This window comes from Sphingomonas sp. H160509, from assembly GCF_024124765.2.
Taxonomy (GTDB): Bacteria; Pseudomonadota; Alphaproteobacteria; order Sphingomonadales; family Sphingomonadaceae; genus Sphingomonas.
Genome location: NZ_JAMXSR020000002.1, coordinates 909,202 through 933,426 on the forward strand (window position 1 = coordinate 909,202; position 24,225 = coordinate 933,426).

The window sequence follows — 24,225 nt, forward strand, 5'->3', positions numbered from 1 at the left end:
GACGTGAGCCCATGTTCCTGAACTTCCTCGACGAACTCCGCAGCGCCGGCATCCCCGCCAGCCTCAAGGAGCACCTCATCCTGCTCGAGGCGCTCGACGCCGAGGTGATCGAGCGGACGCCGGAGGATTTCTACTATTTGTCCCGCGCGGTGTACGTGAAGGACGAGGGGCTGCTCGACAAGTTCGACCAGGTCTTCGCCAAGGTCTTCCGCGGCCTCGCCACCAGCTACGGCACGCCCGCCGGCGACGTCCCCGAGGACTGGCTGAAGGCGGTCGCCGAGAAATTCCTGACCCCCCGAGGAGATGGCCGCGATCAAGTCGCTCGGCTCGTGGGACGAGATCATGGAGACTCTCAAGAAACGCCTGGAGGAGCAGAAGGAACGCCACCAGGGCGGCAACAAATGGGTCGGCACCGGCGGCACGAGCCCGTATGGCAATGGCGGCTACAACCCCGAAGGCGTCCGCATCGGCGGCGAAAGCACGCACAAGCGCGCGCTGAAAGTCTGGGACCAGCGCGAGTTCCGCAACCTCGACAACACCAAGGAACTCGGCACCCGCAACATCAAGGTCGCGCTCCGCCGCCTCCGCCGCTTCGCCCGCGACGGCGCTGCCGACGAACTCGACATCGACGGCACGATCGCCGGCACCGCGCGCCAGGGCTATCTCGATATCGTCATGCGCGCCGAGCGTCGCAATGCGGTAAAACTGCTGCTGTTCCTCGACGTCGGCGGCTCGATGGACCCGTTCGTCAAGCTCTGCGAGGAACTGTTCTCGGCCGCGACCACCGAGTTCAAGAACCTCGAATTCTTCTACTTCCACAATTGCCCGTACGAAGGCGTGTGGAAGGACAACACGCGGCGCTTCGCCGAGCGCACGCCGATGTGGGACTTGCTCCACAAATACGGCCACGACTACAAGCTGATCTTCGTCGGCGACGCGTCGATGAGCCCGTACGAGATCACCCACCCCGGCGGCTCGGTCGAGCATTTCAACGAGGAGCCGGGCGCGGTGTGGATGCAGCGGCTGACGAATACCTACCCGGCGGCGGCGTGGCTCAACCCGGTGCCCGAGGCGCAATGGGGCTATTCGCAGTCGGTGCGGATCATCCGCGAGCTGATGACCGACCGGATGTACCCGCTGAGCCTCGCCGGGCTCGACGATGCGATGCGCGAGCTGACACGCAAACGGTGACTTCGGCACGGTAAGCCGCTGACCGTAACGGAACCGTCACGGACGCGATCGGTTTATCGGGCATCATCCCTTACCGAAGGACAAGCCCTATGTCGTCGATCCCCAACTCCGCCATGCCGCACGCCAAGGTCCATCACGACGACGACCACAAGCCGAAGCCCGACGCGAAGAAGACTGCGGCGACCAGCGATTGGGTCGAGGACGCGACCGACGCGGCAAAGGCTGGCCTCGCGACGGCAACGGATGCGGTGAAGTCGCACCCGAAGACCGCGATCGCGGTTGGTGCGACGGTGATCGCGGGTATTGCAGCAGCGATCGCAGCGCCTGCGTTGCGCGCGAAGGATGCGGCGGACAAGAAGGCACCCCCGAAGAAGCCCGATCCGAAGAAGCCGGCCAAGGCGAAGAAGCCGCACTGATACGTTAATACGAGAATACGGGGCTGCCGCCCACCCCACCCTGCACCACCCCGGCGAAGGCCGGGGCCCAGTTGGAAAGGTCGCAGTGGTGAGTTGCAGCCTCAGTTAGCAACGTCCCCCAACTGGGCCCCGGCCGCCGCCGGGGTGGAGATCCAACACTGGACGGCTTGCACTTCCTTGTTCTCCCGCGAAGGCGGGAGCCCAGACTGGGCTCCCGCCTTCGCGGGAGAACAGGCGTTTCCGCACTGGCCGGCAAACTAAACCCGATCCACAACCCCACCAGCCATCGCCACCGGAACCCCAGTCGTCCCCGGAAAACTGATCGCCAGCCCCTTCAACGTCCGAACCGCCATATACGCGAACCCCTCGGCCTCCAGCGCATCGCCGTTCCACCCGAGCACATCGGTAGGCTCCACCACCAACCCGGTCCGCTCGGCAATCATCGCCAGCATCGTCGGATTATGCCGACCACCCCCCGCCACCAGCAACCGAACCGGCCGACCCGGCAAATGCCGCAAGGCCTCCGCCACCGTCGCCGCCGTAAACGCGGTCAAAGTCGCCGCCCCATCAGCCGCCGACAGCCCCCGCGCCGGCTGGATCGTAAAGTCATTCCGATCCAGAGACTTAGGCGGAGGCGCATCGAAAAACGGATGATCGAGCATCGCCGTCAACACAGTCTCATCCACCCGCCCAGACGCCGCCAACGCCCCCCGGCATCATACCGGGCACCCGTCTCCGCCTCGACCCAGCTATCGATCAATCCATTCGCCGGCCCGGTATCGAACGCTACCAGCCCATCGCGGTCCGTCATCTGCGCCCGCTCCGGCGACATCTCGCGCAGAATCGTGCATGTCCCGCCCACCGGGAATGAAGGTGATGTTCCCCACCCCACCAAGGTTCAGCACCGCAACCGGCCCCTCGAGCCCCGCCGCCAATGCCGCATGATACACCGGCAGCAACGGCGCGCCCTGCCCACCAGCCGCGACATCAGCAGACCGAAAGTCCGACACCGTCGTGATCCCGGTCGCCCGCGCCACCGCCGCCCCGTCGCCGATCTGCCAAGTCCAGCGCCGATCCGGCCGATGCGCGATCGTCTGCCCGTGAAAGCCGATCACATCGACCTCCGCCGCCGCAACCCCCGCATCCGCCAGCAACTTGTGCACCGCAAACACGTGCGCCCGCGTGATCAGCTCCCCCCGCCGCGACTACCGGCGGACTGGCACGCGGCCGCTCGAACGTCAGCGCCATCCGCGTCGCCTCCGCCAGCTGCGCCCGCGCCGCATCCGAATACGGTTCGCCACGAAACGCGATCGGCCGCACGAACGCCTCGCCGTCGGTCTCGATCAACGCGGCATCGATCCCGTCGAGCGACGTCCCCGACATCAGTCCAATCGCCAGCATATCGGTTCCTTCCCGCGCAATCCGCCCATCCATGGCCGAAGCAAATTCGCCCGCCTAGAAAAAACCGAACTTTGCGCCTATGTGCGCGGGCTTCATGGCAACAACACTCCCCTCCCCGCCGAAGATCGGCATGGTCTCGCTCGGCTGTCCGAAGAACCTCGTCGACAGCGAACGGATCCTCACGCAGCTCCGCGGCGACGGCTATCAGATGTCGCCGGATTACGCCGGCGCCGACATCGTGCTCGTCAACACCTGCGGCTTCCTCGATTCCGCCAAGGAGGAAAGCCTCGAGGCGATCGGCGAAGCCATCGCCGAGAATGGCCGGGTCATTGTCACCGGCTGCATGGGCAAGGAAGCCGACGCGATCCGCGCGCGCTTCCCGCAGGTGCTCGCGATCACCGGCGCACACGAATACGAGCAGGTCGTCGGCGCGGTCCACGAGGCCGCCCCGATGCCGCCGTCGGCATTCCTGAACCTGATCCCCGACGCCGGCCTGAAGCTGACCCCGCGCCACTACAGCTATCTGAAGATCTCGGAAGGCTGCAACCACCGCTGTTCGTTCTGCATCATCCCGAGCCTGCGCGGCGACCTCGTCAGCCGCCGCCCCGACGCGATCCTGCGCGAGGCGGAGAAGCTCGTCGAAGCCGGCACCAAGGAACTGCTGGTCATCAGCCAGGACACCTCGGCGTACGGCGTCGACCTCCGCCACGCGAGTTGGCCGGTGAAGACCGGCGGCCCTATGGCACGCGGCGAAGCTCGCGAGGTCCGCGCGCACATGACCGACCTGTCGCGCGAACTCGGCAAGATCGCGCCCTGGGTCCGCCTCCACTACGTCTATCCGTACCCGCACGTTGATCACGTCATCCCGCTGATGGCGGAAGGCCTCGTGCTGCCGTATCTCGACATCCCGTTCCAGCACGCCGCGCCGTCGGTGCTGCGCCGGATGAAGCGCCCCGGCAACGATGCGAAGGTGCTCCAGCGCATCCACAACTGGCGGACGATCGCGCCCGACATCACGATCCGCTCGACCTTCGTCGTCGGCTTCCCCCGGCGAGACGGAGGAAGATTTCCAGTATCTGCTAGATTGGCTCGACGAAGCGCAGCTCGACCGTGTCGGCGCGTTCCGCTTCGAGCCGGTGGAAGGGGCGGCGGCGAACCTGTTGCCCGACCACGTGCCCGAAGAACTCAAGGAAGAGCGCTACGCCCGCATCATGGAAAAGACCGCGGCGATCTCCGCGGCCAAGTTGCAGGCCAAGATCGGCCGAACGCTCGACGTGATCATCGACGCGGTCGACGACGAAGGCGCCACCGGTCGCTCGAAGGCCGATGCGCCAGAAATCGACGGCGAAGTCTTCCTCCGTGACGCCGGCCACCTGACGGTGGGCGACATCGTCCCGGTCACGATCGAAGACGCCGACGATCACGACCTCTACGGCGTCCCCGTCGCCTAATCGTTCTCCCGCGAAAGCGGGAGCCCAGGATACCGAGCGATATCGCCCGTAACCCTGGGCTCCTGCGTTCGCAGGAGAACTACATTCAGACGACGTTGCGACCCGTGAACAGCTTCACCAGAACGACGATTACCGCGATCACCAGCAGGATGTGGATCAGTCCGCCTGCGACATGGAAGGCGAAGCCTGCCAGCCAGAGGATCAGCAGGATGACGGCGATGGTGTACAACATGGTTGTGTCCCCTAAGACGTGAAAAGGCTCCCGGTCGGACGATGAAACGTGCGTGTAACACGGCGTGTTCCGTCAACATTTCTGCCCTAGCCTAACTCCTTCAACCGCCACGGAATAAAAATCACGGCGTTGCGCGCGCACGCCGGTTCTGCTTCGTTGCGCGCATGATCCTCCGCCTCCTCGCCGTCGCCGCGCTCCTCCCAGCCCCCCGCCATCGCGCAATCGCTCACCCCCGCCGAAACCACGCAGATCGACACGCTGGTCACCGGCGCGCTCGGCGATACCGGCGTGCCGTCCGCCTCGATCGCGGTGGTCCGCGGCGGGCGGATCGTGTTCGCCAAGGCGTATGGCAAACCTTCCGAGGCGATCGCCAAGGCACACCCGAAGCTCCCCTACCAGATCGCCTCGATCTCGAAGCAGTTCACCGCCGCCGCGATCCTGCTGCTCGAGGACGAGGGCAAGCTGTCACTCGACGACAGCGTCGCGAAATACATTCCCGGCATCACCGGCGGCGACCGCATCACGATCCGCCAGTTGCTCAGCCATACCTCGGGCCTTCAGGATTACTGGCCGCAGGACTACAGCTTCGCGGCGATGGCCAAGCCCGTCACGCCGCAGCAGATCGTCGACCGTTGGGCCAAGAAGCCGCTCGATTTCCAGCCCGGCACACAGTGGCAATATTCCAACACAGGCTATGTCGTCGCCGGCTTGATCGTCGAAAAGGTCGCGCACCAGCCGCTGTTGAGCTTCCTCCAGCAGCGCATCTTCCAGCCGCTAGACATCCGCGCGCTCGACCAGGACAAGGCGATAGGCAAGGCCTACCCGCAAGGCTATGGCCGCTTCGCGCTCGGCCCCGTCCGCCCCGAAACGCCGAGCGCGGAAGGCTGGCTCTACGCCGCCGGCGAACTCTCGATGAGCGCCGAAGACCTCGCCAAATGGGACGTCGCCCGCCTCAACCGCACCACGCTCCCCCGCCGACGACTGGGCCGCGCAGGAAACGCCGGTGAAGCTCGCCGACGGATCGAGCAACGGCTACGGCCTCGGCGTCTTCACCGGCAGCGCGAACGGCCGCCGCTATGTCGAGCACAGCGGCGAGGCGGTCGGCTTCCTGTCCGAGAACACCGTCTATCCCGACGACAAGGCGGCCATCGTCGTCCTCACCAACAGCTGGTTCAGCGACGCAACGGGCCGCATCGCCGCCGGCGTCGCCAAGATCGTCCTGCCGCCCGCCGCCGCCAGCGCGGAGGACACGGCCGCACTCGCCCGCGCCCGCGCCGTCTACGACCAGCTCCGCACCGGTACGCTCGACCGCAAGGGCCTGACCGAAGACGCCAACTATTACTTCAAGCCGGTCGCGCTCGCGGACTACAAGAGCAGCCTCAGCGCGCTCGGCGAGCCCACCGCGTTCGCACAAACCGGTAAGACCCGCTTGCGCGGCGGCTTCGTCAACCGCACCTACCGCATCACCTATCCCGACCGCACGCTCTCGCTCAGCACCTATGCCGAGCCCGGCGCGAACGGCCGATACGAACAACTCCTGGTGGCGCCCGCTCAATGACCGACTTCGCTTCGATGCTCCAACCCGACCGCGGCCAGCCCGCACGGACGATCCACGTCGTCCACCCCGACGCCTATGAAGGCTGGCTCGCCAAGCAGTCGCAGCGCGTCCGCACGACGGTTGCCGCGCACCGCCTGATCGGCAAGCCCGGCGACCACGCGGTGCTGCCCGGCGAGACCGCGGACGACTGGTCGATGCTGCTGGTCTGCAACGAAGCGGTGACGTCCCCCTGGCGGATCGCCTCGCTCGGCGCCTCGCTCCCCGCCGGAACGTATCGCCTCGCAGAAGGACCAGTCGGCGCGGCCGGGCTCGGCTGGATGCTCGCCCAGCACCAGTTCACGCGGTACGTGAAGCCCGACGCGACCGGCCCGCGCGTGCTCCTGACCGCGGACGCCGCGCACATCGACGAGACGGTTCGCCTAGCCGAAGCCACCGCGCTCGTCCGCGACCTCGTCAACACCGGTGCCTTCGACATGGGCCCCGCCGACATCGAAGCCGCCACCGAGACGCTCGCCAAACGCCACAGCGCGACCGTCACGACCACGCGCGGCGATGCGCTAGCGACCGGCTACCCGATGATCCACGCGGTCGGCCAGGCGGCAAGCAAGGACCGCGCGCCGCGGCTGATCGAACTCGAATGGGGCGACCCATCGCATCCCCGCATCGCGCTGGTCGGCAAGGGTGTTACCTTCGACACCGGCGGGCTCGACATCAAGCCCTCCGCCGGCATGCGGCTGATGAAGAAGGACATGGGCGGCGCGGCGCATGCCCTGGCGCTCGCGAGCCTCGTGATGGCCGCGAAGCTTCCGGTCCGCCTCCATTTGCTCATCCCCGCGGTGGAAAACTCGATCGCCGGCAACGCCTTCCGCCCCGGCGACGTGCTCGCCACGCGCAAGGGCCTGACCGTCGAGAACACCAATACCGATGCCGAAGGGCGTCTCGTGCTCGGCGACGCGCTGACCAAGGCGGGCGAGAGCAATCCGGAACTGATCCTCGACTTCGCCACCCCTCACCGGCGCGGCGCGCGTCGCACTCGGCCCCGACCTGCCGCCGATGTTCACCGACGACGAGTCGCTCGCGGTGGACCTGCTCGCGGCCGGGCTGGGACAGAACGACCAGATGTGGCGTCTGCCGCTCTGGAACGGTTACGACGAGATGCTCAAGTCCGACATTGCCGACATGGTCAACGCCCCCGATGGTGGGTTCGCGGGCGCGATCACCGCTGCGCTCTTCCTGCGCCGGTTCGTGCCAAAGACCGCCGCGTGGGCGCATCTCGACGTGTTCGCGTGGCGGCCATCCGCCAAACCGGGGCGTCCGAAGGGTGGCGAGGCTTACGCTCTCCGCGCTGCCTTCGCGATGTTGGCGAAGCGGTACGGCGCCTAGCCGTTCCCCCGCGGAGGCGGGGGTCCAGGGTCACGAACGTCAGCCTGTGAGATCCTGGGCCCCCGCCTCCGCGGGGGAACAAGCTGATGCTTAGGACAGCGAAAGCGAAGACGACGTCAACCCGTGGCAAACTGCCCGAACGGCAGCAGCTTGTCCGCCAGAGCCTTCGTCGCATTCGCGTCACCAGCCCGCAACGGCACCAGCACCGCCACCGCAGCCTTGCGCACATACCCGTCGATAGCGGTCGGCGTCGGCGCCTTGCTAGCCGTCTCCACCAGCGCCCGTCCCCGAGCATCGTTCGGATCCAGCTCCAGCCGCAACAACCCGGCCAGTCCGGCGAACATCGCGCGGTTGCCACCCAGTGCCACCGACCGATCCAAAGCCTCGAACCCGGTCGCCTTCTGCGCGCCCGCGACAGCCCGCCCGACGAACCGCCCGAGCTTCGCGATCACCCCGACATGCCACGCGCCCAGCGCCGCCTGCGCCTCGGCATTGCGCGGATAACGGACGACTAGCGCCTCATATTGCTTCCGCGCGGCGATCGCCTCGCTTCGGTTGCCGAGCAGCTTGGCGCGATACCCCTTCGCCATCGCCTGCATGATCGCGGCCTCGGCGTCGTTCGGCGAACGGCTCAGCGCCTGCCCCGCCGCTGCCGCCGCCCGGTCGATCCGCGCCAGCGCGACATTGCGATCGCGGTCGACGAACCCGGCCTGCGTCAGCAACTCACGCGGCGTCTCGGCACGCGCAGCGATCGGACACAGGACGGCGCTCGCGATCAGCGAGGCACTCACGCAACCGGGGAACCACCTGGCCATATCAACCCTCGCACCGAAGTTATCCGATCAACGCCCCGGCCCGAAACTCGGCCGTCAGAATCGTGTCACGGACCATAAGACCGCCATGTTTATCGAGACTTAACACGCTCTACCCGAGATCCAGATCAGAAACGTCCAGATCAGGATCAAGATCGACCGGACCGCCCGTCACAGTCCCGCCGCAGCCTCGATGATCGGCACGAACTTCTCCGCGGTCAGGCTAGCACCACCGACCAGCGCCCCGTCGACGTTCGGCGTATCCAGAATCGACGCCGCATTCGCCCCCCGTCACCGACCCGCCGTACAGGATACGCACCCCGGCCGCCGCATCACCGATCAGCATGCGCAGTTTCGCGCGCGCAATCGCGTGGATCGCCGCGATTTCGTCCAGCGTCGGCGTGCGTCCCGTCCCGATCGCCCAGCGCGGCTCGTAAGCGAGCGTGAACCAGCTTCCGTCCGCATTGTCCGGCACCGACTTCTCGATCTGCGCCTGCACGACTCGCTCTGCACGGTCCGCATCGCGTTCCGCCTCGGTCTCGCCGCAGCACAGGATCACCTTCAGCCCCTGCCGCCGCGCCGCCGCCGCCTTCGCCCAGGCGTCATGGCTCGTCTCATGCTGGTCCGCGCGACGCTCGGAATGGCCGACGATCGTGAAGCTCGCGCCGACTTCCTTGACCATCGATGCCGACACGCATCCGGTATGCGCGCCCGAATCCGCCTCGTGCACATCCTCCGCGCCGATCGCCAACCCCGGCACGCGCTGCGACGCCGCGTCGATCAGCGTGAACGGCACCGCCACCGCGACATCAACGCCCGGCGCCGCAGCCGCTGCCGCAGCGATCGTATCGAGCTCGGCCAGCGCCGCGCGCGACCCGTTCATCTTCCAGTTTCCGGCTACAAGCTTACGCCGCATCGTCATCTCCCGCGTGTTTTGCCCAGCGATAGCGCCGCACCCGCCCCGCACAACCCCCACACAACCCCAAGCAACGTTGCGCGCCCGACTTGAAGAGCCGCCCCTCGCCCCCGTAAAGCAACCGCGTTCCCATCCCTGTCGATCGGCTGTCCATGCTCGCTTTCTTCCGCCGCCTTACCCATTCGAAGGTCGGCGTGATCATCACGTTTCTGGTACTCGGCGTGATCGCGCTCGCGTTCGCGGCGGGGGACGTCACCGGGCTCAGCTCGATGACCGGCGGTGCCGGGATCACCGGCGGCGACGTCGCCAAGGTCGGCAAGGCGGACGTCACCGCGAACCAGCTCAAGACGCAGGCGCAGACCGAGATGGAGGGCTTCCGCCAGCAGCAGCCGACGCTCGACATGGCGACCTTCGTCAACCAGGGCGGCTTCGATGGCACGCTCGACCGGATCATCTCCAGCATGGCGCTCGAGCAGTTCGGCCGTGCGCAGGGCATGGTCGTCAGCAAGCGCGCGATCGATGGCCAGATCGCCAGCATCCCCGCCTTGCAGGGCCCGACCGGCAAGTTCGACGAGAATCTCTACCGCCAGGTGCTCGCCCAGCGGAAGCTGACCGACGCGCAGATCCGCAGCGATATCGAGCGTGATACTTTCGCGCAGCAGCTGACTCTGCCCTCGAACGGCGCGACTCAGGTCGCCAGCCAGCTCGCGCTCCCCCTACGCGTCGCTGCTGCTCGAAAAGCGCACCGGCACGATCGGCTTCATCCCCGCCGCCGTGGTCCCCGCCGGCCCAGCGCCAAGCGATACGGACCTCAACACCTTCTATCAGCGCAACATCGCCCGCTATACCGTCCCCGAGCGCCGCGTCGTCCGCTACGCGATGATCACGCCCGAGGCCGTCAAGGCACAGGCCGTCCCGACCGACGCCGAGATCGCCAAGACCTACCAGCAGGACAGCGCACGCTACGCCGCGACCGAGAAGCGTGACATCACGCAGGTCGTCGTCGCCGACCAAGCCGGTGCCGCCGCGATCGCCGCCAAGGTGAAGGGTGGCACCAGCCTCGCCGACGCCGCTCGCGGTGCCGGTCTCGAAGCCTCGACCCAGACCGGTGTCGAGAAGGCTGCCTATGCCGGAACGACGTCCGCGCAGGTCGCCGATGCCGTCTTCGCGGCCGCCAGCGGTGCAGTGATCGGCCCGGTCCGCACGCCACTCGGCTGGACCGTCGCCAAGGTCGACAAGATCGAAAAGGTCGCGGCGCGTTCGCTCGATCAGGTCCGTGGCGAGATCGCTGCCGCGCTCGGTATCCGCAAGTCGGCCGAAGCGTTGTCGGCTATCCACGACAAGATCGACGATTCGCTGTCGAAGAATGCGACGTTCGACGAAGTCATCGCCGACCAGAAGCTCGCGGCCGTCACCACGCCCGCGCTGATCGCCAGCGGCATCAATCCCGACGATCCCGCCAGCAAGCCAGACCCTGCGCTGACGCCACTCGTCGCCGCAGCGTTCCAGGCGGCCGATGGCGACGGCCCGCAGCTGGTCCAGGTCGGCACCGATGGCGGTTTCGCCGTCGTCGCGCTCGGCCGCGTCGTCCATTCCGCCCCGCGTCCGCTGGCACAGGTTCGCGCCGCGGTGCTCAAGGACGTGACCGCCGATCGCGCTCGCCAGGCCGCCCGTCGCGTCGCCGGCGAAGTGCTCGCGCGCATCAACAAGGGTATGCCGATCCAGCAGTCGCTGGCGCAGACCAAGCTGCCGATGCCGCCCGCGCGTACGCTGACCGCTGCCCGTGCGCAGCTCGCCGCCGATCCGCGCGGTGCACCGCCCGCACTCGCGCTGATGTTCAGCATGGCGCCGAACACCGCTAAGACGCTCGCCGCCCCCGACGACAGCGGCTGGTTCGTCATCAAGCTCGACAACGTCCAGAGCGGCAACGCGGCTGGCAACGACGCGGCGATCAAGGCAGCGCGCGGCAACATCGCCCGCTCGGTCGGTCGCGAATATGTCGAGCAGTTCGCCAAGGCGGTCCGTGCCGATGTCGGCGTGAAGACCAACCCGTCCGCACTCGCGCGCGTCCGTGCCGACCTGCTCGGCCAGGGCGGCGCCGGGAACTGATCGTATGACGAGCGCGCGTGAAGCCTTGGCCGAAGGGCGTCCCGCGCTCGTCTGGCGTCGTCAGGTCGCCGACACCGAAACGCCGGTCGCCGCCGCGCTGAAGCTCATCGAGCCCGGGCGCGGCGACTTCCTGCTCGAATCGGTCGAGGGCGGCGAGACCCGCGGCCGCCATAGCCTGATCGGCCTCGCCCCCGACCTGCTGTTCCGCGCGCATGGCCACAGCGCCGAGATCAACCGCCACTGGGCAACCGATCGCGAGACGTTCGAGCCATGCCCGGTGCCCACGCTCGATGCGTTGCGCGCGCTCGTTGCGGAATGTCGCGCGGAGGTCCCCGCCGAACTCCCCCGCGCGCTCGCCTGCCTGGTCGGCTATTTTGGCTATGAGACGATCGGACTGGTCGAGACCCTGCCACAGCCGCCGGTCGATCCGCTCGGCCTGCCCGATATGATCTTCGTACGGCCGACCGTCATCCTGGTATTCGACCGCCTGACCGACGCACTGTACCTCGTCGCACCGGCCTGGCCCGATCCGGCACGCAATGCCGACGCGATAGTCACCGATGCCGAAGATCGTCTCGACGCGGTCGCCGCCAAGCTCGCCAGCACGCCCGTCCCCGCACCGATCCGCGCCGACGTCGCCGAGCCCGAATACACGCCCGCGCTGCCCGAAGGCCGCTACGGGGGAGATGGTCGCCACCGCGAAAGACTACATCCTCGCCGGCGACATCTTCCAGGTCGTGCTCGCGCAGCGCTTCAGCACGCCGTTCGCACTGCCGCCGTTCGAGCTCTACCGCTCGCTACGTCGCATCAACCCGTCGCCGTTCCTGTATCACCTCGACCTCCCCGGCTTCGCGCTGATCGGCTCGAGCCCGGAGATCCTCGTTCGCGTCCGCGACGACGAAGTGACGATCCGCCCGATCGCTGGCACGCGCCCACGCGGCAAGACCGCGGCCGAGGACGAGGCCAATCGCGTCAGCCTACTCGCCGACCCGAAGGAGCGCGCGGAACACCTGATGCTGCTCGATCTCGGCCGCAACGATGTCGGCCGCGCTGCGGCGCCGGGGTCGGTGAAGGTGACCGCCAGCTACGGCGTGGAATTCTATAGCCACGTTATGCACATCGTCTCGAACGTCGTCGGCACGCTGTCCCCCGACAAGGACGCACTCGACGCGCTGTTCGCCGGCTTCCCCCGCCGGCACCGTCAGCGGCGCGCCAAAAGTCCGCGCCTGCCAGATCATCGCCGAACTGGAGCCCGAACGCCGCGGTGCGTATGCAGGCGGCGTTGGTTATTTCTCGCCCGACGGCTCAATGGACTCCTGCATCGTGCTGAGGACGGCGGTGGTGAAGGACGGCACGATCCACGTGCAAGCCGGTGCCGGCATCGTCGCCGACAGCATCCCCGAATACGAACAGAGAGAATGCGAAGCGAAGGCTGGCGCAATCTTGGCGGCAGCGCGGGAAGCCGTCAGCCGAGCTAAGGCGCCGGGCTTCGGTCAATAATCCGGCGTTAGAGAGAATGTTTCCCCGCGAAGGCGGGGACCCAGACTGGGCTCCCGCCTTCGCGGGAGAACAAGATCTTCCGCCCTTACATGTTTTGCTTACGGCGTCGTATTCGTCTCGCTAGCCGGCGCCCGACGCTCCTGGGCATAGGCATTGTTCCGCGCCAGGAAGCAGCCCGACTGGCCACCAGTCCCGACCGCCGAGCACGTATCCGGCAACCCGCCGGCAACACGCCCGAGCTGATCCATCGACGCCGCACGATTGACCCAGCTCTGGTTCTGCGCCGCGATCGGCTTGTCGTCGCGCAACTGCTTCGGGATGCGATACGGCTGGTCGAGCGTCGAACACACCACGACTTCGCCGGCCGTCGACTTCGGGCACGCCTGGTCCCCGGTCAGCGTGACGCTGCGAATGCGCTGCGGCGGCGTGTCCACCTGCGCCTCCTGCGCGTACGCCATAGCGGGGAATGCGATCAGTGCGGCGAGGACGGCGGTACGAAACATGGATCAGGCTCCTTTGAGCGAATAACGTCCGTCATGCAGCATTGCTCCGCACTGAATGATGGTCGCCTGCCCGGGCGATATAGGAACCGCCATCGCCGTTCGCGACCTTGCCAAGGACAATTAGCGCCGAACCGTCCCGGCCGAGCGCTGTTGCACCGCGCCCCGCATCGGCTATGGCGACGCCATGATCCTCGTCGTCGACAATTACGACAGCTTCACCTGGAACCTCGTCCATTATCTAATGGAACTGGGTGTCGAGGTCGAAGTCGTCCGCAACGATGCGATCTCCGCCGGGCAGGCTCTGTCGTCGGGCGCGGACGCGTTCCTCATTTCCCCGGCCCCTGCACGCCCACCGAGGCGGGCGTAAGCCTCGACCTCGTCGCGGCCTGCGCGGATGCGGGCAAGCCGCTGCTCGGCGTGTGCCTCGGCCATCAGGCGATCGGCCAGCATTTCGGCGGCAAGGTCGAGCGCGGTGGCCTGATGCACGGCAAGACCTCGCCCGTCGTCCACGACGACACCGGGCTGTACGCCGGCCTGCCCTCGCCGTTCATCGCCACGCGCTATCACTCGCTGATCGTCAACGCGGTCCCCGACACTCTGGTGGTGAACGCGACTGCGCAGGACGGCACGGTGATGGGCTTCCGCCACAAGACACTGCCGATCCACGGCGTCCAGTTCCACCCGGAGAGCATCGCGACCGAACATGGCCACGAAATGCTGGCCAATTTCCTCAAGATGGCGAACATCCCCCACCAACTCCCCTCGCGCCTGCGGGAGGGGTCGGGGAGGGCCGCGCCGCATTTACGACGTCTGCGAAGGAAGTAGCCCCTCCCCTAACCCCCTCCCGCAAGCGGGAGGGGAATGTGACCACCACCACGCTCCTGCCCGACCCCAGCTCCCCCCTCTCCCGCGAATCAGCGCGCGAGGCATTCGCCGACATCCTCGACGCCCGCGCCAGCGACGACGCGATCGCCACCTTCCTCACCGATCTGGCGACCCGCGGCGAAACCAGCATCGAGATCGCCGAAGCCGCACGCGCACTGCGCAACCGGATGATCCCGATCGACGCCCCCGCCGGCGCGATCGACGTCTGCGGCACCGGCGGCGACGGACACCACACCTTGAACGTGTCGACCGCCGTCGCGCTGGTCGTCGCAGCGTGCGGAGTCCCCGTCGCCAAGCACGGCAACCGCGCCGCCTCGAGCAAGGCCGGCGCCGCCGACACGCTGGAGGTTCTTGGCCTCGACATGGACCGCGCCGGCGCCACCGCGGAGGCAAGCCTCAACGAGATCGGCATCGCCTTCCTGTTCGCCGCCAACCACCATCCGGCGATGAAGCGCATTACCCCGATCCGCCAACGCATCGGCAAACGGACGATCTTCAACCTGATGGGCCCGCTCGCCAACCCGGCCGGCACCACCCGCCAGCTCATCGGCATCGCCCGCCCCGACTACGTCACGCTCTACGCCGAAGCACTCGAACAGCTTGGCACGCAAGCCGCGCTCGTCGTCTCGGGCGAAGAAGGCCTCGACGAACTGTCGGGCGCCGGCCCCAGCATCGTCGCCTCGGTCGGCACCGTCGCGCTCCCCGCCAAAGTCGCCCCCGAAGACGCAGGCCTCACCCGCCACGCCATTACCGACATCCGCGGCGGCGACGCGGCCCACAACGCCGACGCACTCCGCCGCCTGCTCAAGGGGCGAGGCCGGCGCTTACCGTGACGCCGTCCTCCTCAACGCCGCCGCCGCCTTGATGGTCGCCGGCACCGTCCCCAATCTTGTCGACGGCGCAGCCAAAGCCGCAGCCGCCCTCGACACCGGCAGCGCCGACGCGCTGCTCGCCCGCTGGATCGCCTACTGACATGACCATGCTCGACCGTATCCTCGAGACCAAGCGCGCCGAAGTCGCCGCGCGCAAGGCAACGACCTCGCTCGCCGACATCGACGCGGGCATCGCCCGCATGTCGAAGCCGCGCGGCTTCCGCGCCGCGCTGGACGCCAAAACCGGCTACGCGCTGGTCGCCGAGGTCAAGAAAGCCAGTCCCTCGAAAGGCCTGATCCGCGCCGACTTCGATCCCGTCGCCCACGCCCGAGCCTACGAAGCCGGCGGCGCCGCCTGCCTCTCGGTGCTGACCGACGAAAAGTGGTTCCAGGGCTCCGACGCCTATCTCACCGCGGCGCGCGACGCCGTCTCGATCCCGGTCCTGCGGAAGGACTTCATGGTCGACCCATGGCAGTCGACCGAGGCACGCGCGATCGGTGCCGACTGCATCCTGATCATCGTCGCCGCGCTCGACGACATCCAGATGGCCGAGATCGAGGCCTCCGCGCTCGAATGCGGCATGGACGTCCTGGTCGAGGTCCACGACGCGCACGAGATGGAGCGCGCGCTCAGGCTAAAGTCGCGCCTGATCGGCGTCAACAACCGCGACCTGCGCGACTTCTCGGTCGATTTCCAGCGCACCTACGACCTTGTCGGCAAGGCCCCCAAGGACTGCACCTTCGTCGCCGAAAGCGGGCTCACGACGCGCGCCGAACTCGACGCGATGGCCGAACACGACATCCACTGCTTCCTGATCGGCGAAGCGCTCATGCGCCAGGACGACGTCGAAGCCGCCACCCGGGCGCTCGTCGGATGACCGGCCTCACCCACATCGACGAAGCCGGCGCGGCAAGAATGGTCGACGTCGGCGGTAAGGCGGTCACCGCCCGCGAAGCCATTGCCTCCGGCCGCATCTCCATGTCCGCCGAAGCCGCCGCGGCGATCGGCGCCGGCACCGCGAAAAAGGGCGACGTCCTCGCCGTCGCCCGCGTCGCCGGCATCATGGCCGCCAAGCGCACCAGCGACCTGATCCCGCTTTGCCACCCGCTCCCGCTCACGAAGGTGGAAATCGACCTCGTGGTGGACGAAACCGGCGTAACCGCCACCGCCACCGCCTCGACCGAAGGCAAGACCGGCGTAGAGATGGAAGCCCTGACGGCCGCCACGGTAACGCTCCTGACGATCTACGACATGGCCAAAGCGATCGACAAGACGATGGTCCTCACCGACATCCGCGTCCGCGCAAAGTCCGGCGGCAAATCCGGCAACTGGACCGCGTAACAAGGCACCCCTCTCCCCAAAGGGGAGAGGGAAAGACGCCAAAGGCGTCGAGGGTGAGGGCAAGCCAAGCAGAACGCGCCTAGCTAAAGCCCCTCAATCCCCACCCATAGCCCATTCATGATCCTCAACGATCGTCGACTCCACCGGCCGCCCCGCCGCATCGAGCGAAGGCTCATACCGAAACCGCTCCTCGATCAACCGGCACGTAAGCGTATCCAGCTCCCGGCTCCCGCTCGACCGGGTCACCCGGCACCGCGAAACCCGCCCATCGGTCTGGACCAGATACCGCACGGAAACCCGCCCCCGGATCCCCGTCTCAGCCGCCTCGCGCGGGTAATCGGAGTCCTTCAACCGCCCCCTGCGCCACCGCGGCGGAGTCTCCTCGCCACCACCGCCATCGCCGTCGCCATACCCACCGCTGCCGGTGCCATTACCAATCCCCCCACTCCCGGTCCCCGGTCCGCGAACATCCGAAGCGCCAGCCGTCGCCTGCGCGCCCACCCCAGCCTTCTCCGCAACGACGACAGGCGGCGGCACCACAACCGGCACCACCGGCGGCGGCGCCACCACCTCGGTCGCCTTCGACTTCAGATTAGGCGGTGACGCCGCCCCCTCCGGCTTGCGACTAGGCGAAGGCCGAGGCCTCACCTTCTCTTCGGGAGGCGGTGGCGGAGGCGGCGCCGCATCGAACACCTTCAACGCATCGCTCACCGCCGCCGGCATCGTCACCACCAGCCCATTAAGCAGCGCATAGCCAAGCACCCCCGGCAACAGGACAGCACCCACCGCCGCCCCGATCCTGTCTCTCGCCCGAGGCTGATTGCGTGTCATCATACTGATCTGGTGTCTCTTTCCCCAAACAAAGCCCCGTTCAGGATGAACCGGCGCTGGCCGAGCGTTTGGAGAAGACGATGCCGACTAGCCCGAACTCCTTGTCGGGCCGCGGAGAAAAACAGCGGAACACTATCAGCACCACCCCGGCGAAGGCCGGGGCCCAGTTGGGAAAGCCGAAGTAATCCGTAGCGACCGCTCCGCCAAACCCATGTTTCCCCGCGAAGGCGGGGACCCAGACTGGACTCCCGCCTTCGCGGGAGAACAAGGGTGCACCAGCCGCGCCGGACCGCCCCGCCGCCCTCCGAAACCCCAACAACACCTGTCCTACGTCCCAAACCCATGGCAAAGCGCCAGACACGCCAAAACTCCCCTCCCGCCGGACCTTCTACCGGACGAGACCGTTCCAAACCTGACCCCCCAGAACCGCACCCGCCAAATGTCTCCCAGCGTGTGAACTTCCTGCACTTCCAGCAGGAGAGCCGCCCAGAAACAGAGCCTTACGCATGACCCTAGTCCCTGTCGCCGAAGCTCAGACCCGCCTCTTCACCATGGCGCCCCTCGTCGGCCACGAGACCGTGACGCTACGCGAAGCCGCCGGCCGCTGGGCCGCCGAGGACATCCTCGCCCGCCGCACGCAGCCCGCCGCAGACCTCTCCGCGATGGACGGCTATGCGATCCGCTACGCCGACCTCCCCGGCCCCTGGAAAGTCATCGGCGAAAGCGCCGCCGGCCGCCCCTTCGCAGGCCACGTCGCCTCCAACGAGGCCACCCGCATCTTCACCGGAGCCGCCATGCCCGAAGGCGCCGACACGGTGATGGTCCAAGAAGAAGCCGAGCGAGACGGCGAGACCCTGATCCTGGCCGGCGAAGGCCCCCGACGCTCGGCCGCAACACCCGCCGCAAGGGCCTCGATTTCTCCACCGGCACCCGCCTGATCGCCGCCGGCGACCGCCTCAGCCCGGCGCGCATCGCCGTCGCCGCGACCGGCGGCCACGGCAGCCTCACCGTCAACCGCCGCGTGCGCGTCGCCGTCGCCGCCACCGGCGACGAACTCGTTCCCCCCGGCTCGACCACCGACGGCGTCGCGCTCCCCCGAATCGAACGGGATCATGCTCGGCGCAATGCTCGCCGACATGCCCGTCGACATCATCGATCTCGGCATCCTCCCCGACAATCTCGAAGTCCTCCGCGAAGCCTTCGCCAGCGTGCAGGCAGACCTGCTCGTCACCACCGGCGGCGCATCGGTAGGCGACCACGACCTCGTCCGCCCGGCGATCGAAGCCGCCGGCGGCACCATCGATTTCTGGCGGATCGCGCTGCGCCCCGGCAAGCCGATGATGGCCGGCCGGATCGGCGAGATGATGGTGCTCGGCCTCCCGGGCAATCCGGTCTCCGCGTTCGTCACCGCGACGTTGTTCGTCAAACCCGTCGTCGCGCACATGGCCGGCGCACGCGATCCGCTCCCCCAGTCGACCCACGCGCTACTCGGCGAAGACCTGCCCGCGAACAACGCCCGCACCGACTATCTCCGCGCCGAACTGCGCGACGGCAAAGCCTATGCCTCGACGATCCAAGACAGCTCGATGCTGCTCACGCTCGCCCGCTCGACCTGCCTGATCGTCCGTCCCGGCAACGCGCCCGTAGCAAAGACAGGCGAGATCGGCGGAAATCCTCGTGATCGCGTGATACGGACGCTTGACGGCGTTAATTATGTTCCATAGAAGTTCCCAGTCTGTTCCGGACGGAGAACCGCCATGCTCACGCGCAAGCAGCACGAACTCGTCTGCTTCATCAACGATCGCCTCAACGAAACCGGCGTCTCGCCGTCGTTCGAGGAGATGAAGGACGCACTCGACCTCAAGTCGAAGTCGGGCGTTCATCGTCTGATCAGCGCGCTCGAGGAGCGCAACTTCATCCGCCGCCTGCCGAACCGCGCGCGCGCGCTCGAAGTGCTGCGCATGCCCGAGCGTGCGGAAAGAAGACGCCGGCCAAGCCGTCGAACGTCAAGGCAGCCCCCGCCGCCGCGACGCCGCAACCGGCCAACGACGTCATCGAGATCCCCTTGCATGGCCGCATCGCCGCCGGCGTCCCGATCGAGGCGTTCGAAGGCAGCACCATGCTCGCCGTCCCCGCCGCGTTGCTAGGCACCGGCGAACACTACGCGCTCGAAGTCTCGGGCGACTCGATGGTCGAAGCCGGCATCCTCGACGGCGACTACGCCCTGATCCGCCGCACCGAGACCGCCCGAGACGGCGAGATCGTCGTCGCGCTGATCGAAGACAGCGAAGCCACCCTCAAATACTTCCGTCGCGAAGGTGCGATGGTCCGCCTCGACCCGGCGAACCGAGCCTACGACCCCCAACGCTACGCCCCCGCCCAAGTCCGCGTCCAAGGCAAACTCTCCGGCATCCTCCGCCGCTACGACTGAACTGCCGGGACCGACCGGCGTCATCACGACGCAGGTGGGTCTCGGTTTCTGTTTGCTCAGGAAAAGCGTCAGCCAAGCCCCTAAGCCAAGTTGCTCTTCCGGCCGACAACAGCGACGGGATCTTGTCGGCAAATTTAGCTAGATGCACTGGTCTGTCTAAAACGCGGCTAGATTTTTGGACGCCAAGCCAGTCCCCTCCAAGCGTCCGGAAGACCATCCCGCGGTCCGGCGCAGAAGCGCGGCCTCGGTTTGAACGCTTAATCTCTGCGCCTCAGCGCCTCTGCGCGAACATCTCGTCGTCAATCTCCAGCTCTGCCGAAGAATTGGTTCGCGCGGAGACGCGGAGGTGTTGCGCTTAGGGAAAACGAAGCACCTCCAAACGTCTTCGGAAGGAAGACAAAGCAGTCCCCAGCCCAAGCCACCCCATCATACCAGAACCTTCTCCGCGTCTCCGCGTCTCCGCGTCTCCGCGTGAACCAGTTCTTATTGCTGTGACCGTATGACACGACGGAAGATTTTGTTCACGCGAAGGCGCAAAGGCGCGAAGATATGGTGCCTGGATCAGCGCCTACCAGCTTTCGCTGGCGGCAAGAAACTGATGTCGGCTTATCGTGCATGAAGGTGTAAGGCCTCCCAAGTCGCATCACCTTCGCGCCTTTGCGCCTTCGCGTGAACAGTTCTATTTTTGACGGCCTCGGCTGGCGCGAAACGCCGACGCAGTACCGTGAAACCGGTCGTGGAGCGGCCTGAACGAGTACGCGGTGCGTTCGAGGAGAGGCGGATCGCGCCAGGGGTGACGATCGCCTGCGTTCAGGATGGTCACGACTGTCCCGCTCCCCAAGGTCAGCGCGACGCCGCCCGTACGCCGGAGTACACGACGATCCAGTTTCAGCCACCGCGGTACACACCGTTTCGGCAGACCGCGTTCGCTGACGACGACATCGGCGCCGTGACAGGCGGCGATGAACTCAGCAATCGGGACCATATAGGCGCTGCGGGTCGCGAGAATGCGCCACATCCGTCCTTGTCCAGCGATATCGGTGACGCAGAGATCGCGGCTGCACCGCGCATCGGGTTGGTCCGCCAGCAGCAACGGCTCGCCATCCTGCCCGCCGTTCTCGGCCAGCATGTCGCGCGTATAGTCCCCCGCCCGGTCGCGCAACATCGCCAGCCCCGCCGCGGTTCGTACCGCAACGTGGCGCCCGTCTCCCGTCACTAGAACGTCCGGGGCTGGCGTCGTCAGCGCCCAGGCTGCACCGATCACCAGCGGGACCAGCCCAAGTCGTCGCCACCGTGTCCGCCACAGTGCGATCCAAATTCCCCCGACGATCATCAGCGCGAACGCCGCCGTCGGCATTGCGGGCAAGGACCGCACCGAACCTGGTGCGATGGCAACACCGTGTGCCAGCCACAGCAGCGCATCGAGCGATCGCTGCACCAGCCACCATATCGGCGCCCCGAGCCCGGCCGCATCGAGCAGCAACGCCAAAGCTTCCAGCGGCATAACGACGAAGGTCGTCAAGGGAATGGCGACGATGTTGGCGAACGCGCCGTAGAGCCCGGCCTTGTGGAAATGATAGACCGCGATCGGCATGAGCGCGAACTCGACGAGCAGGCCGGTGAGCAACAGCGATACTACCCCACGAGCGAGACGGCGCGGTCGGCCCCTCCTCGTGTGGCCCGAAGAATACGCGAATCGCTGGATGTTCGTGCAGCGCCATGATTGCGGTGATTGCCGCAAACGAAAGCTGGAAGCTCGGTCCCGCCGCCGATTCGGGCAGCACGAGCATGACGCACGCCGCCCCCGCCGCGACGAGGCGCAAGGTCATCGCCTCACGCCCCATTGCGAGCGCCGCCAGCACAAGCAATGCCGCCACGCACGACCGGATCGTCGGGACCTGGCTACCGGTCAACAACGTATAGCCGATCGCTGCCGCCGCTCCCGCCAACGCAGCGATCAAAGGCAAGCGCGCATGTAGCGCCAACCACGGGCTCAGCGCCAGCAGCCGCAGCACGATCAACATCGTCGCCGCCACCGCCGCGGTGATGTGCAATCCGCTCACCGACAGCAGATGCGCGAGTCCGGCGCGGCGCATCGCTTCCGAATCCTCCTCGCTGATCGCACCGACGTCGCCGGTTGCGAGCGCTGCAGCGATACCGCCTGCGCTGCCGTCCAGTCGCGACACAATATGGTGCGACAACGCGACACGGATACCGGCTCCCGATTCGCTTCGCGTCGTCACGACTATTGGTGCGAAGCCCCGCCCCGTCGCACCGATCTCGCCGAACCACGCGACCCGGGCGAAGTCGTAGGCGCCGGGCACCGCAGGCAGTGGCGGCGGCATCAGCCGGGCTCGCAGATGCACGACCGCCCCAGGCCCCAACAGCTTAGGCGCATCCGCCTCCGCCAGATTGACGCGGACGCGGTATGGCAGGGCAACCGGTTGCCCGTCGGTCTCCGCGCCTTTCCCGATCGGCAGCAGCGTCAGCCGGACCAGCTTCCGCGCGACCAGCGGTTCGATCGCCTCCACCTTGGCCGAGAAACTCGCGATCGTCGGTCCGCCCAGCACTGGTCGCGCCACCGACTCCGATCGCGCCCAGATCAACGCCAGCCCCAGCGCCGCAGTCAGCAACCCAATCGCGAGCGACCGCGCCGCACGGCCACCCTGCCCGACCGCCAGACATGCCAACCCGCTCGCCACCAACAGCAGCATCGCCACGGACCACGCCGCCGGGTCCGGCAACGCGAACCACAGCGCGATCCCGCCGCCCAGCATTACCGGCAGCCACAACACCAGCTGGTCGCGCTCCGCCTCAAGCCAGCGTTCCACGGCAAGCCCGACGACAGCCCCCCATCGCGGCACGCCCATTTGTCGACGCCAAGGACGCATGCTAGGGGCGGCGACGGCTGTCATGGCCATCGTTTCTCCATCGTTTCATCAGTCTGGGAGCACCCGCGGTTGGGCGCAATATCTGATACGGGCACCGCCAATTCGGCCGCACCCGTGGTTACCCGTTTCGCTCCGTCGCCGACGGGGTTCCTGCATCTTGGCGGCGCGCGCACCGCGCTGTTCAACTGGCTGTTCGCCAAGGCGAATGGCGGCAAGTTCCTGCTGCGGATCGAGGATACCGACCGGGTCCGCTCGACCCAGCCGGCGATCGACGCGATCATCGACGGGATGCGCTGGCTCGGGCTCGACTGGGACGGCGACGTCGTCATGCAGTTCGCGGGTGCTGAGCGTCATGCGCAGGTCGCGCACGAGATGGTCGCGAACGGGCACGCCTATCGCTGCTACATGACCAACGACGAAATCGCCGCGATGCGCGCCGAGGCACAAGCCGCGAAGAAGCCGCTCCGCATCCGCAGCCCCTGGCGCGATCGGCCGGAGAGCGAGGCGCCGAACCTCCCCCACGTCGTCCGCCTGCGCGCGCCGCAGGAAGGCGCCGTCACGATCGAGGACCGCGTGCAAGGCGCCGTCACGGTCAAGAACGAAGAGATCGACGACCTCGTCCTGCTCCGCTCGGACGGCACGCCGACCTACATGCTGGCCGTCGTCGTCGACGATCACGACATGGGCGTCACGCACGTCATCCGCGGCGACGATCACCTCAACAACGCGTTCCGCCAGCTGCCGATCTACCGCGCGATGGGCTGGCCCGAGCCGATCTACGCGCACATTCCGCTGATCCACGGCCCCGATGGCGCCAAGCTGTCGAAGCGTCACGGCGCCGTCGGCATCGAGGCCTACCGCGACGAGATGGGGATCCTGCCCGAGGCGTTCGACAACTACTTGCTCCGCCTCGGCTGGGGTCACGGCGACGACGAAATCATCAGCCGCGAACAGGCGGTCGAATGGTTCGACCTGTCGGGCGTCGGCAAGTCGCCGTCGCGCTTCGACCTGAAGAAGCTTGAGAACCTGAACGGCCACTACATCCGCGAAGCCGACGACGCGCGCCTTGCGCAACTCGCCGCCGATCGCCTCGGCCACGACCTGCCGACCGGCGGACTCGATCTTCTGACTCGCGCAATGCCCGTCCTGAAACCACGTGCCGCAAACCTGAACGAGTTGGCCGAAGGGTCGAATTTCTTGTTCAGCCAGCGGCCCTTGGCGATGGACGACGCCGCGGCGAGCCTTTTACAGGGTGAAGCGAGTGCGATTTTGGTCAATGTCCATGCCGAACTTGACGCGCTCGCCACGTGGGATACGGAGGCGCTCGAAGGCGCGGTACGGCGCGTGGCCGAAGCGCGGGGCGTCAAGCTCGGCCAGGTCGCACAGCCGCTTCGCGCCGCGCTGACGGGACGCAAGACGTCACCGGGGATCTTCGATGTGCTCGACCTGCTCGGGCGCGACGAGAGCCTGGGACGGATCGCCGACCGGATGGCTAGCTGAT

The 24,225-nt window shown here is 67.2% G+C and carries 16 protein-coding genes and 13 pseudogenes; 19 read left to right on the forward strand and 10 right to left on the reverse strand.

Annotated elements, in window-relative coordinates:
- The first annotated feature begins 11 nt into the window (after nucleotides 1-11).
- Both NHF48_RS05955 and NHF48_RS05960 read left to right on the forward strand, forming a co-directional pair.
- Nucleotides 12-1,191 (forward strand): annotated as a pseudogene (locus NHF48_RS05955) (vWA domain-containing protein).
- An 89-nt stretch (nucleotides 1,192-1,280) separates the two neighbouring features.
- Nucleotides 1,281-1,607, forward strand: coding sequence for a hypothetical protein (locus tag NHF48_RS05960; RefSeq protein WP_253070570.1), 327 nt, complete (start codon nucleotides 1,281-1,283; stop codon nucleotides 1,605-1,607).
- A gap of 257 nt (nucleotides 1,608-1,864) precedes the next feature.
- On the opposite strand, the pseudogene NHF48_RS05965 reads toward NHF48_RS05960, so the two are convergent.
- A pseudogene (locus NHF48_RS05965) lies at nucleotides 1,865-3,008 on the reverse strand (anhydro-N-acetylmuramic acid kinase).
- Nucleotides 3,009-3,102: 94 nt separating this feature from the next.
- Between NHF48_RS05965 and rimO the strand changes: the two are divergent.
- A pseudogene (rimO, locus tag NHF48_RS05970) lies at nucleotides 3,103-4,459 on the forward strand (30S ribosomal protein S12 methylthiotransferase RimO).
- Nucleotides 4,460-4,544: 85 nt separating this feature from the next.
- On the opposite strand, the gene NHF48_RS05975 reads toward rimO, so the two are convergent.
- Both NHF48_RS05975 and NHF48_RS05980 read right to left on the reverse strand, forming a co-directional pair.
- On the reverse strand, nucleotides 4,545-4,691 hold the full coding sequence (locus NHF48_RS05975) for a lmo0937 family membrane protein (protein WP_107954842.1): 147 nt from the start codon (nucleotides 4,689-4,691) through the stop codon (nucleotides 4,545-4,547).
- 86 nt (nucleotides 4,692-4,777) lie between these two features.
- Nucleotides 4,778-5,065 carry a hypothetical protein gene (locus tag NHF48_RS05980; protein ID WP_253070571.1) on the reverse strand — a complete coding sequence of 96 codons (288 nt, stop codon included), beginning with the start codon at nucleotides 5,063-5,065 and terminating at the stop codon, nucleotides 4,778-4,780.
- Here NHF48_RS05980 and NHF48_RS24730 point away from each other — a divergent pair.
- The 3 genes and pseudogenes from NHF48_RS24730 to NHF48_RS06000 form a co-directional block, all read left to right on the forward strand.
- Nucleotides 5,001-5,618: pseudogene (locus NHF48_RS24730) on the forward strand (serine hydrolase domain-containing protein); the annotation flags it as partial. The gene NHF48_RS05980 and the pseudogene NHF48_RS24730 overlap by 65 nt on opposite strands.
- Before the next feature lie 76 nt (nucleotides 5,619-5,694).
- Nucleotides 5,695-6,249, forward strand: a complete 555-nt coding sequence (locus NHF48_RS05995; RefSeq protein WP_253070574.1) for a hypothetical protein — start codon at nucleotides 5,695-5,697, stop codon at nucleotides 6,247-6,249.
- Nucleotides 6,246-7,632 (forward strand): annotated as a pseudogene (locus NHF48_RS06000) (leucyl aminopeptidase family protein). Before NHF48_RS05995 ends, NHF48_RS06000 begins: the two are co-directional and overlap by 4 nt.
- A 116-nt stretch (nucleotides 7,633-7,748) precedes the next feature.
- On the opposite strand, the gene NHF48_RS06005 reads toward NHF48_RS06000, so the two are convergent.
- Both NHF48_RS06005 and tpiA read right to left on the reverse strand, forming a co-directional pair.
- Complete coding sequence (locus tag NHF48_RS06005; protein ID WP_056482189.1) at nucleotides 7,749-8,447, reverse strand: hypothetical protein; 699 nt, start codon at nucleotides 8,445-8,447, stop codon at nucleotides 7,749-7,751.
- A 168-nt stretch (nucleotides 8,448-8,615) separates the two neighbouring features.
- A pseudogene (gene tpiA / locus NHF48_RS06010) lies at nucleotides 8,616-9,327 on the reverse strand (triose-phosphate isomerase).
- 185 nt (nucleotides 9,328-9,512) lie between these two features.
- On the opposite strand from tpiA, the gene NHF48_RS06015 reads away from it, so the two are divergent.
- The 5 genes and pseudogenes from NHF48_RS06015 to NHF48_RS24745 all read left to right on the forward strand — a co-directional run bounded on the left by NHF48_RS06015 (nucleotide 9,513) and on the right by NHF48_RS24745 (nucleotide 12,969).
- The gene (locus NHF48_RS06015) at nucleotides 9,513-10,346 is read left to right on the forward strand and encodes a SurA N-terminal domain-containing protein (protein ID WP_253070576.1); all 834 of its coding nucleotides are present in this window, start codon (nucleotides 9,513-9,515) and stop codon (nucleotides 10,344-10,346) included.
- Nucleotides 10,240-11,469, forward strand: coding sequence for a peptidylprolyl isomerase (locus NHF48_RS06020; protein WP_253070577.1), 1,230 nt, complete (start codon nucleotides 10,240-10,242; stop codon nucleotides 11,467-11,469). The genes NHF48_RS06015 and NHF48_RS06020 overlap by 107 nt, the downstream gene beginning before the upstream one ends.
- 4 nt (nucleotides 11,470-11,473) lie before the next feature.
- A pseudogene (locus NHF48_RS24735) lies at nucleotides 11,474-11,917 on the forward strand (anthranilate synthase component I); the annotation flags it as partial.
- A 238-nt stretch (nucleotides 11,918-12,155) separates the two neighbouring features.
- Nucleotides 12,156-12,530 (forward strand): annotated as a pseudogene (locus NHF48_RS24740) (chorismate-binding protein); the annotation flags it as partial.
- 40 nt (nucleotides 12,531-12,570) lie between these two features.
- Nucleotides 12,571-12,969, forward strand: coding sequence for a chorismate-binding protein (locus tag NHF48_RS24745; protein ID WP_342454724.1), 399 nt, complete (start codon nucleotides 12,571-12,573; stop codon nucleotides 12,967-12,969).
- Nucleotides 12,970-13,067: 98 nt separating this feature from the next.
- On the opposite strand, the gene NHF48_RS06030 is transcribed toward NHF48_RS24745, so the two are convergent.
- Nucleotides 13,068-13,472: a hypothetical protein gene (locus NHF48_RS06030; protein WP_136190384.1), complete on the reverse strand. Its 405-nt coding sequence runs from the start codon at nucleotides 13,470-13,472 to the stop codon at nucleotides 13,068-13,070.
- A gap of 184 nt (nucleotides 13,473-13,656) precedes the next feature.
- On the opposite strand from NHF48_RS06030, the pseudogene NHF48_RS06035 reads away from it, so the two are divergent.
- The 4 genes and pseudogenes from NHF48_RS06035 to moaC all read left to right on the forward strand — a co-directional run bounded on the left by NHF48_RS06035 (nucleotide 13,657) and on the right by moaC (nucleotide 16,571).
- Nucleotides 13,657-14,297, forward strand: a pseudogene (locus NHF48_RS06035) (anthranilate synthase component II).
- Between the two features lie 38 nt (nucleotides 14,298-14,335).
- A pseudogene (gene trpD, locus NHF48_RS06040) lies at nucleotides 14,336-15,329 on the forward strand (anthranilate phosphoribosyltransferase).
- A 1-nt stretch (nucleotide 15,330) separates the two neighbouring features.
- Nucleotides 15,331-16,107 (forward strand): indole-3-glycerol phosphate synthase TrpC, encoded by a 777-nt coding sequence (trpC, locus tag NHF48_RS06045; protein WP_056048598.1) that lies wholly within the window; start codon nucleotides 15,331-15,333, stop codon nucleotides 16,105-16,107.
- Nucleotides 16,104-16,571: a cyclic pyranopterin monophosphate synthase MoaC gene (moaC, locus tag NHF48_RS06050; RefSeq protein ID WP_253070578.1), complete on the forward strand. Its 468-nt coding sequence runs from the start codon at nucleotides 16,104-16,106 to the stop codon at nucleotides 16,569-16,571. The genes trpC and moaC overlap by 4 nt, the downstream gene beginning before the upstream one ends.
- 93 nt (nucleotides 16,572-16,664) lie before the next feature.
- Here moaC and NHF48_RS06055 read toward each other — a convergent pair whose 3' ends face one another.
- Nucleotides 16,665-17,357 (reverse strand): energy transducer TonB, encoded by a 693-nt coding sequence (locus tag NHF48_RS06055; RefSeq protein ID WP_253070579.1) that lies wholly within the window; start codon nucleotides 17,355-17,357, stop codon nucleotides 16,665-16,667.
- Nucleotides 17,358-17,908: 551 nt separating this feature from the next.
- Between NHF48_RS06055 and NHF48_RS24750 the strand changes: the two genes are divergently transcribed.
- The 3 genes and pseudogenes from NHF48_RS24750 to lexA all read left to right on the forward strand — a co-directional run bounded on the left by NHF48_RS24750 (nucleotide 17,909) and on the right by lexA (nucleotide 19,833).
- Nucleotides 17,909-18,340 (forward strand): hypothetical protein, encoded by a 432-nt coding sequence (locus NHF48_RS24750; protein WP_342454591.1) that lies wholly within the window; start codon nucleotides 17,909-17,911, stop codon nucleotides 18,338-18,340.
- Between the two features lie 174 nt (nucleotides 18,341-18,514).
- A complete protein-coding gene (locus tag NHF48_RS24755) occupies nucleotides 18,515-19,126 on the forward strand; it encodes a molybdopterin-binding protein (RefSeq protein WP_342454592.1) in 612 nt (203 codons plus the stop codon).
- A gap of 33 nt (nucleotides 19,127-19,159) precedes the next feature.
- Nucleotides 19,160-19,833, forward strand: a pseudogene (gene lexA / locus NHF48_RS06065) (transcriptional repressor LexA).
- Nucleotides 19,834-20,512: 679 nt separating this feature from the next.
- On the opposite strand, the gene NHF48_RS24760 reads toward lexA, so the two are convergent.
- The 3 genes and pseudogenes from NHF48_RS24760 to NHF48_RS24770 all read right to left on the reverse strand — a co-directional run.
- The gene (locus tag NHF48_RS24760) at nucleotides 20,513-20,818 is read right to left on the reverse strand and encodes a hypothetical protein (protein WP_342454772.1); all 306 of its coding nucleotides are present in this window, start codon (nucleotides 20,816-20,818) and stop codon (nucleotides 20,513-20,515) included.
- Nucleotides 20,819-21,184: 366 nt separating this feature from the next.
- Nucleotides 21,185-21,427, reverse strand: a pseudogene (locus tag NHF48_RS24765) (ComEC/Rec2 family competence protein); the annotation flags it as partial.
- 148 nt (nucleotides 21,428-21,575) lie between these two features.
- A pseudogene (locus NHF48_RS24770) lies at nucleotides 21,576-22,754 on the reverse strand (ComEC/Rec2 family competence protein); the annotation flags it as partial.
- Between the two features lie 39 nt (nucleotides 22,755-22,793).
- On the opposite strand from NHF48_RS24770, the gene gltX reads away from it, so the two are divergent.
- Nucleotides 22,794-24,224: a glutamate--tRNA ligase gene (gene gltX / locus NHF48_RS06075; protein WP_274705127.1), complete on the forward strand. Its 1,431-nt coding sequence runs from the start codon at nucleotides 22,794-22,796 to the stop codon at nucleotides 24,222-24,224.
- Nucleotide 24,225: the final 1 nt, after the last annotated feature.

Bases quoted from the DNA above. Each gene is read 5' to 3' on its own strand.
- NHF48_RS05960 (WP_253070570.1), top strand. From the start codon at position 1,281: ATGTCGTCGATCCCCAACTCCGCCATGCCGCACGCCAAGGTCCATCAC.
- NHF48_RS05975 (WP_107954842.1), bottom strand. From the start codon at position 4,691: ATGTTGTACACCATCGCCGTCATCCTGCTGATCCTCTGGCTGGCAGGC.
- NHF48_RS06005 (WP_056482189.1), bottom strand. From the start codon at position 8,447: ATGGCCAGGTGGTTCCCCGGTTGCGTGAGTGCCTCGCTGATCGCGAGC.
- NHF48_RS06015 (WP_253070576.1), top strand. From the start codon at position 9,513: ATGCTCGCTTTCTTCCGCCGCCTTACCCATTCGAAGGTCGGCGTGATC.
- NHF48_RS06020 (WP_253070577.1), top strand. From the start codon at position 10,240: ATGATCACGCCCGAGGCCGTCAAGGCACAGGCCGTCCCGACCGACGCC.
- NHF48_RS06030 (WP_136190384.1), bottom strand. From the start codon at position 13,472: ATGTTTCGTACCGCCGTCCTCGCCGCACTGATCGCATTCCCCGCTATG.
- trpC (WP_056048598.1), top strand. From the start codon at position 15,331: ATGACCATGCTCGACCGTATCCTCGAGACCAAGCGCGCCGAAGTCGCC.
- moaC (WP_253070578.1), top strand. From the start codon at position 16,104: ATGACCGGCCTCACCCACATCGACGAAGCCGGCGCGGCAAGAATGGTC.
- NHF48_RS24750 (WP_342454591.1), top strand. From the start codon at position 17,909: ATGACCCTAGTCCCTGTCGCCGAAGCTCAGACCCGCCTCTTCACCATG.
- NHF48_RS24755 (WP_342454592.1), top strand. From the start codon at position 18,515: ATGCTCGGCGCAATGCTCGCCGACATGCCCGTCGACATCATCGATCTC.
- NHF48_RS24760 (WP_342454772.1), bottom strand. From the start codon at position 20,818: ATGGTCCCGATTGCTGAGTTCATCGCCGCCTGTCACGGCGCCGATGTC.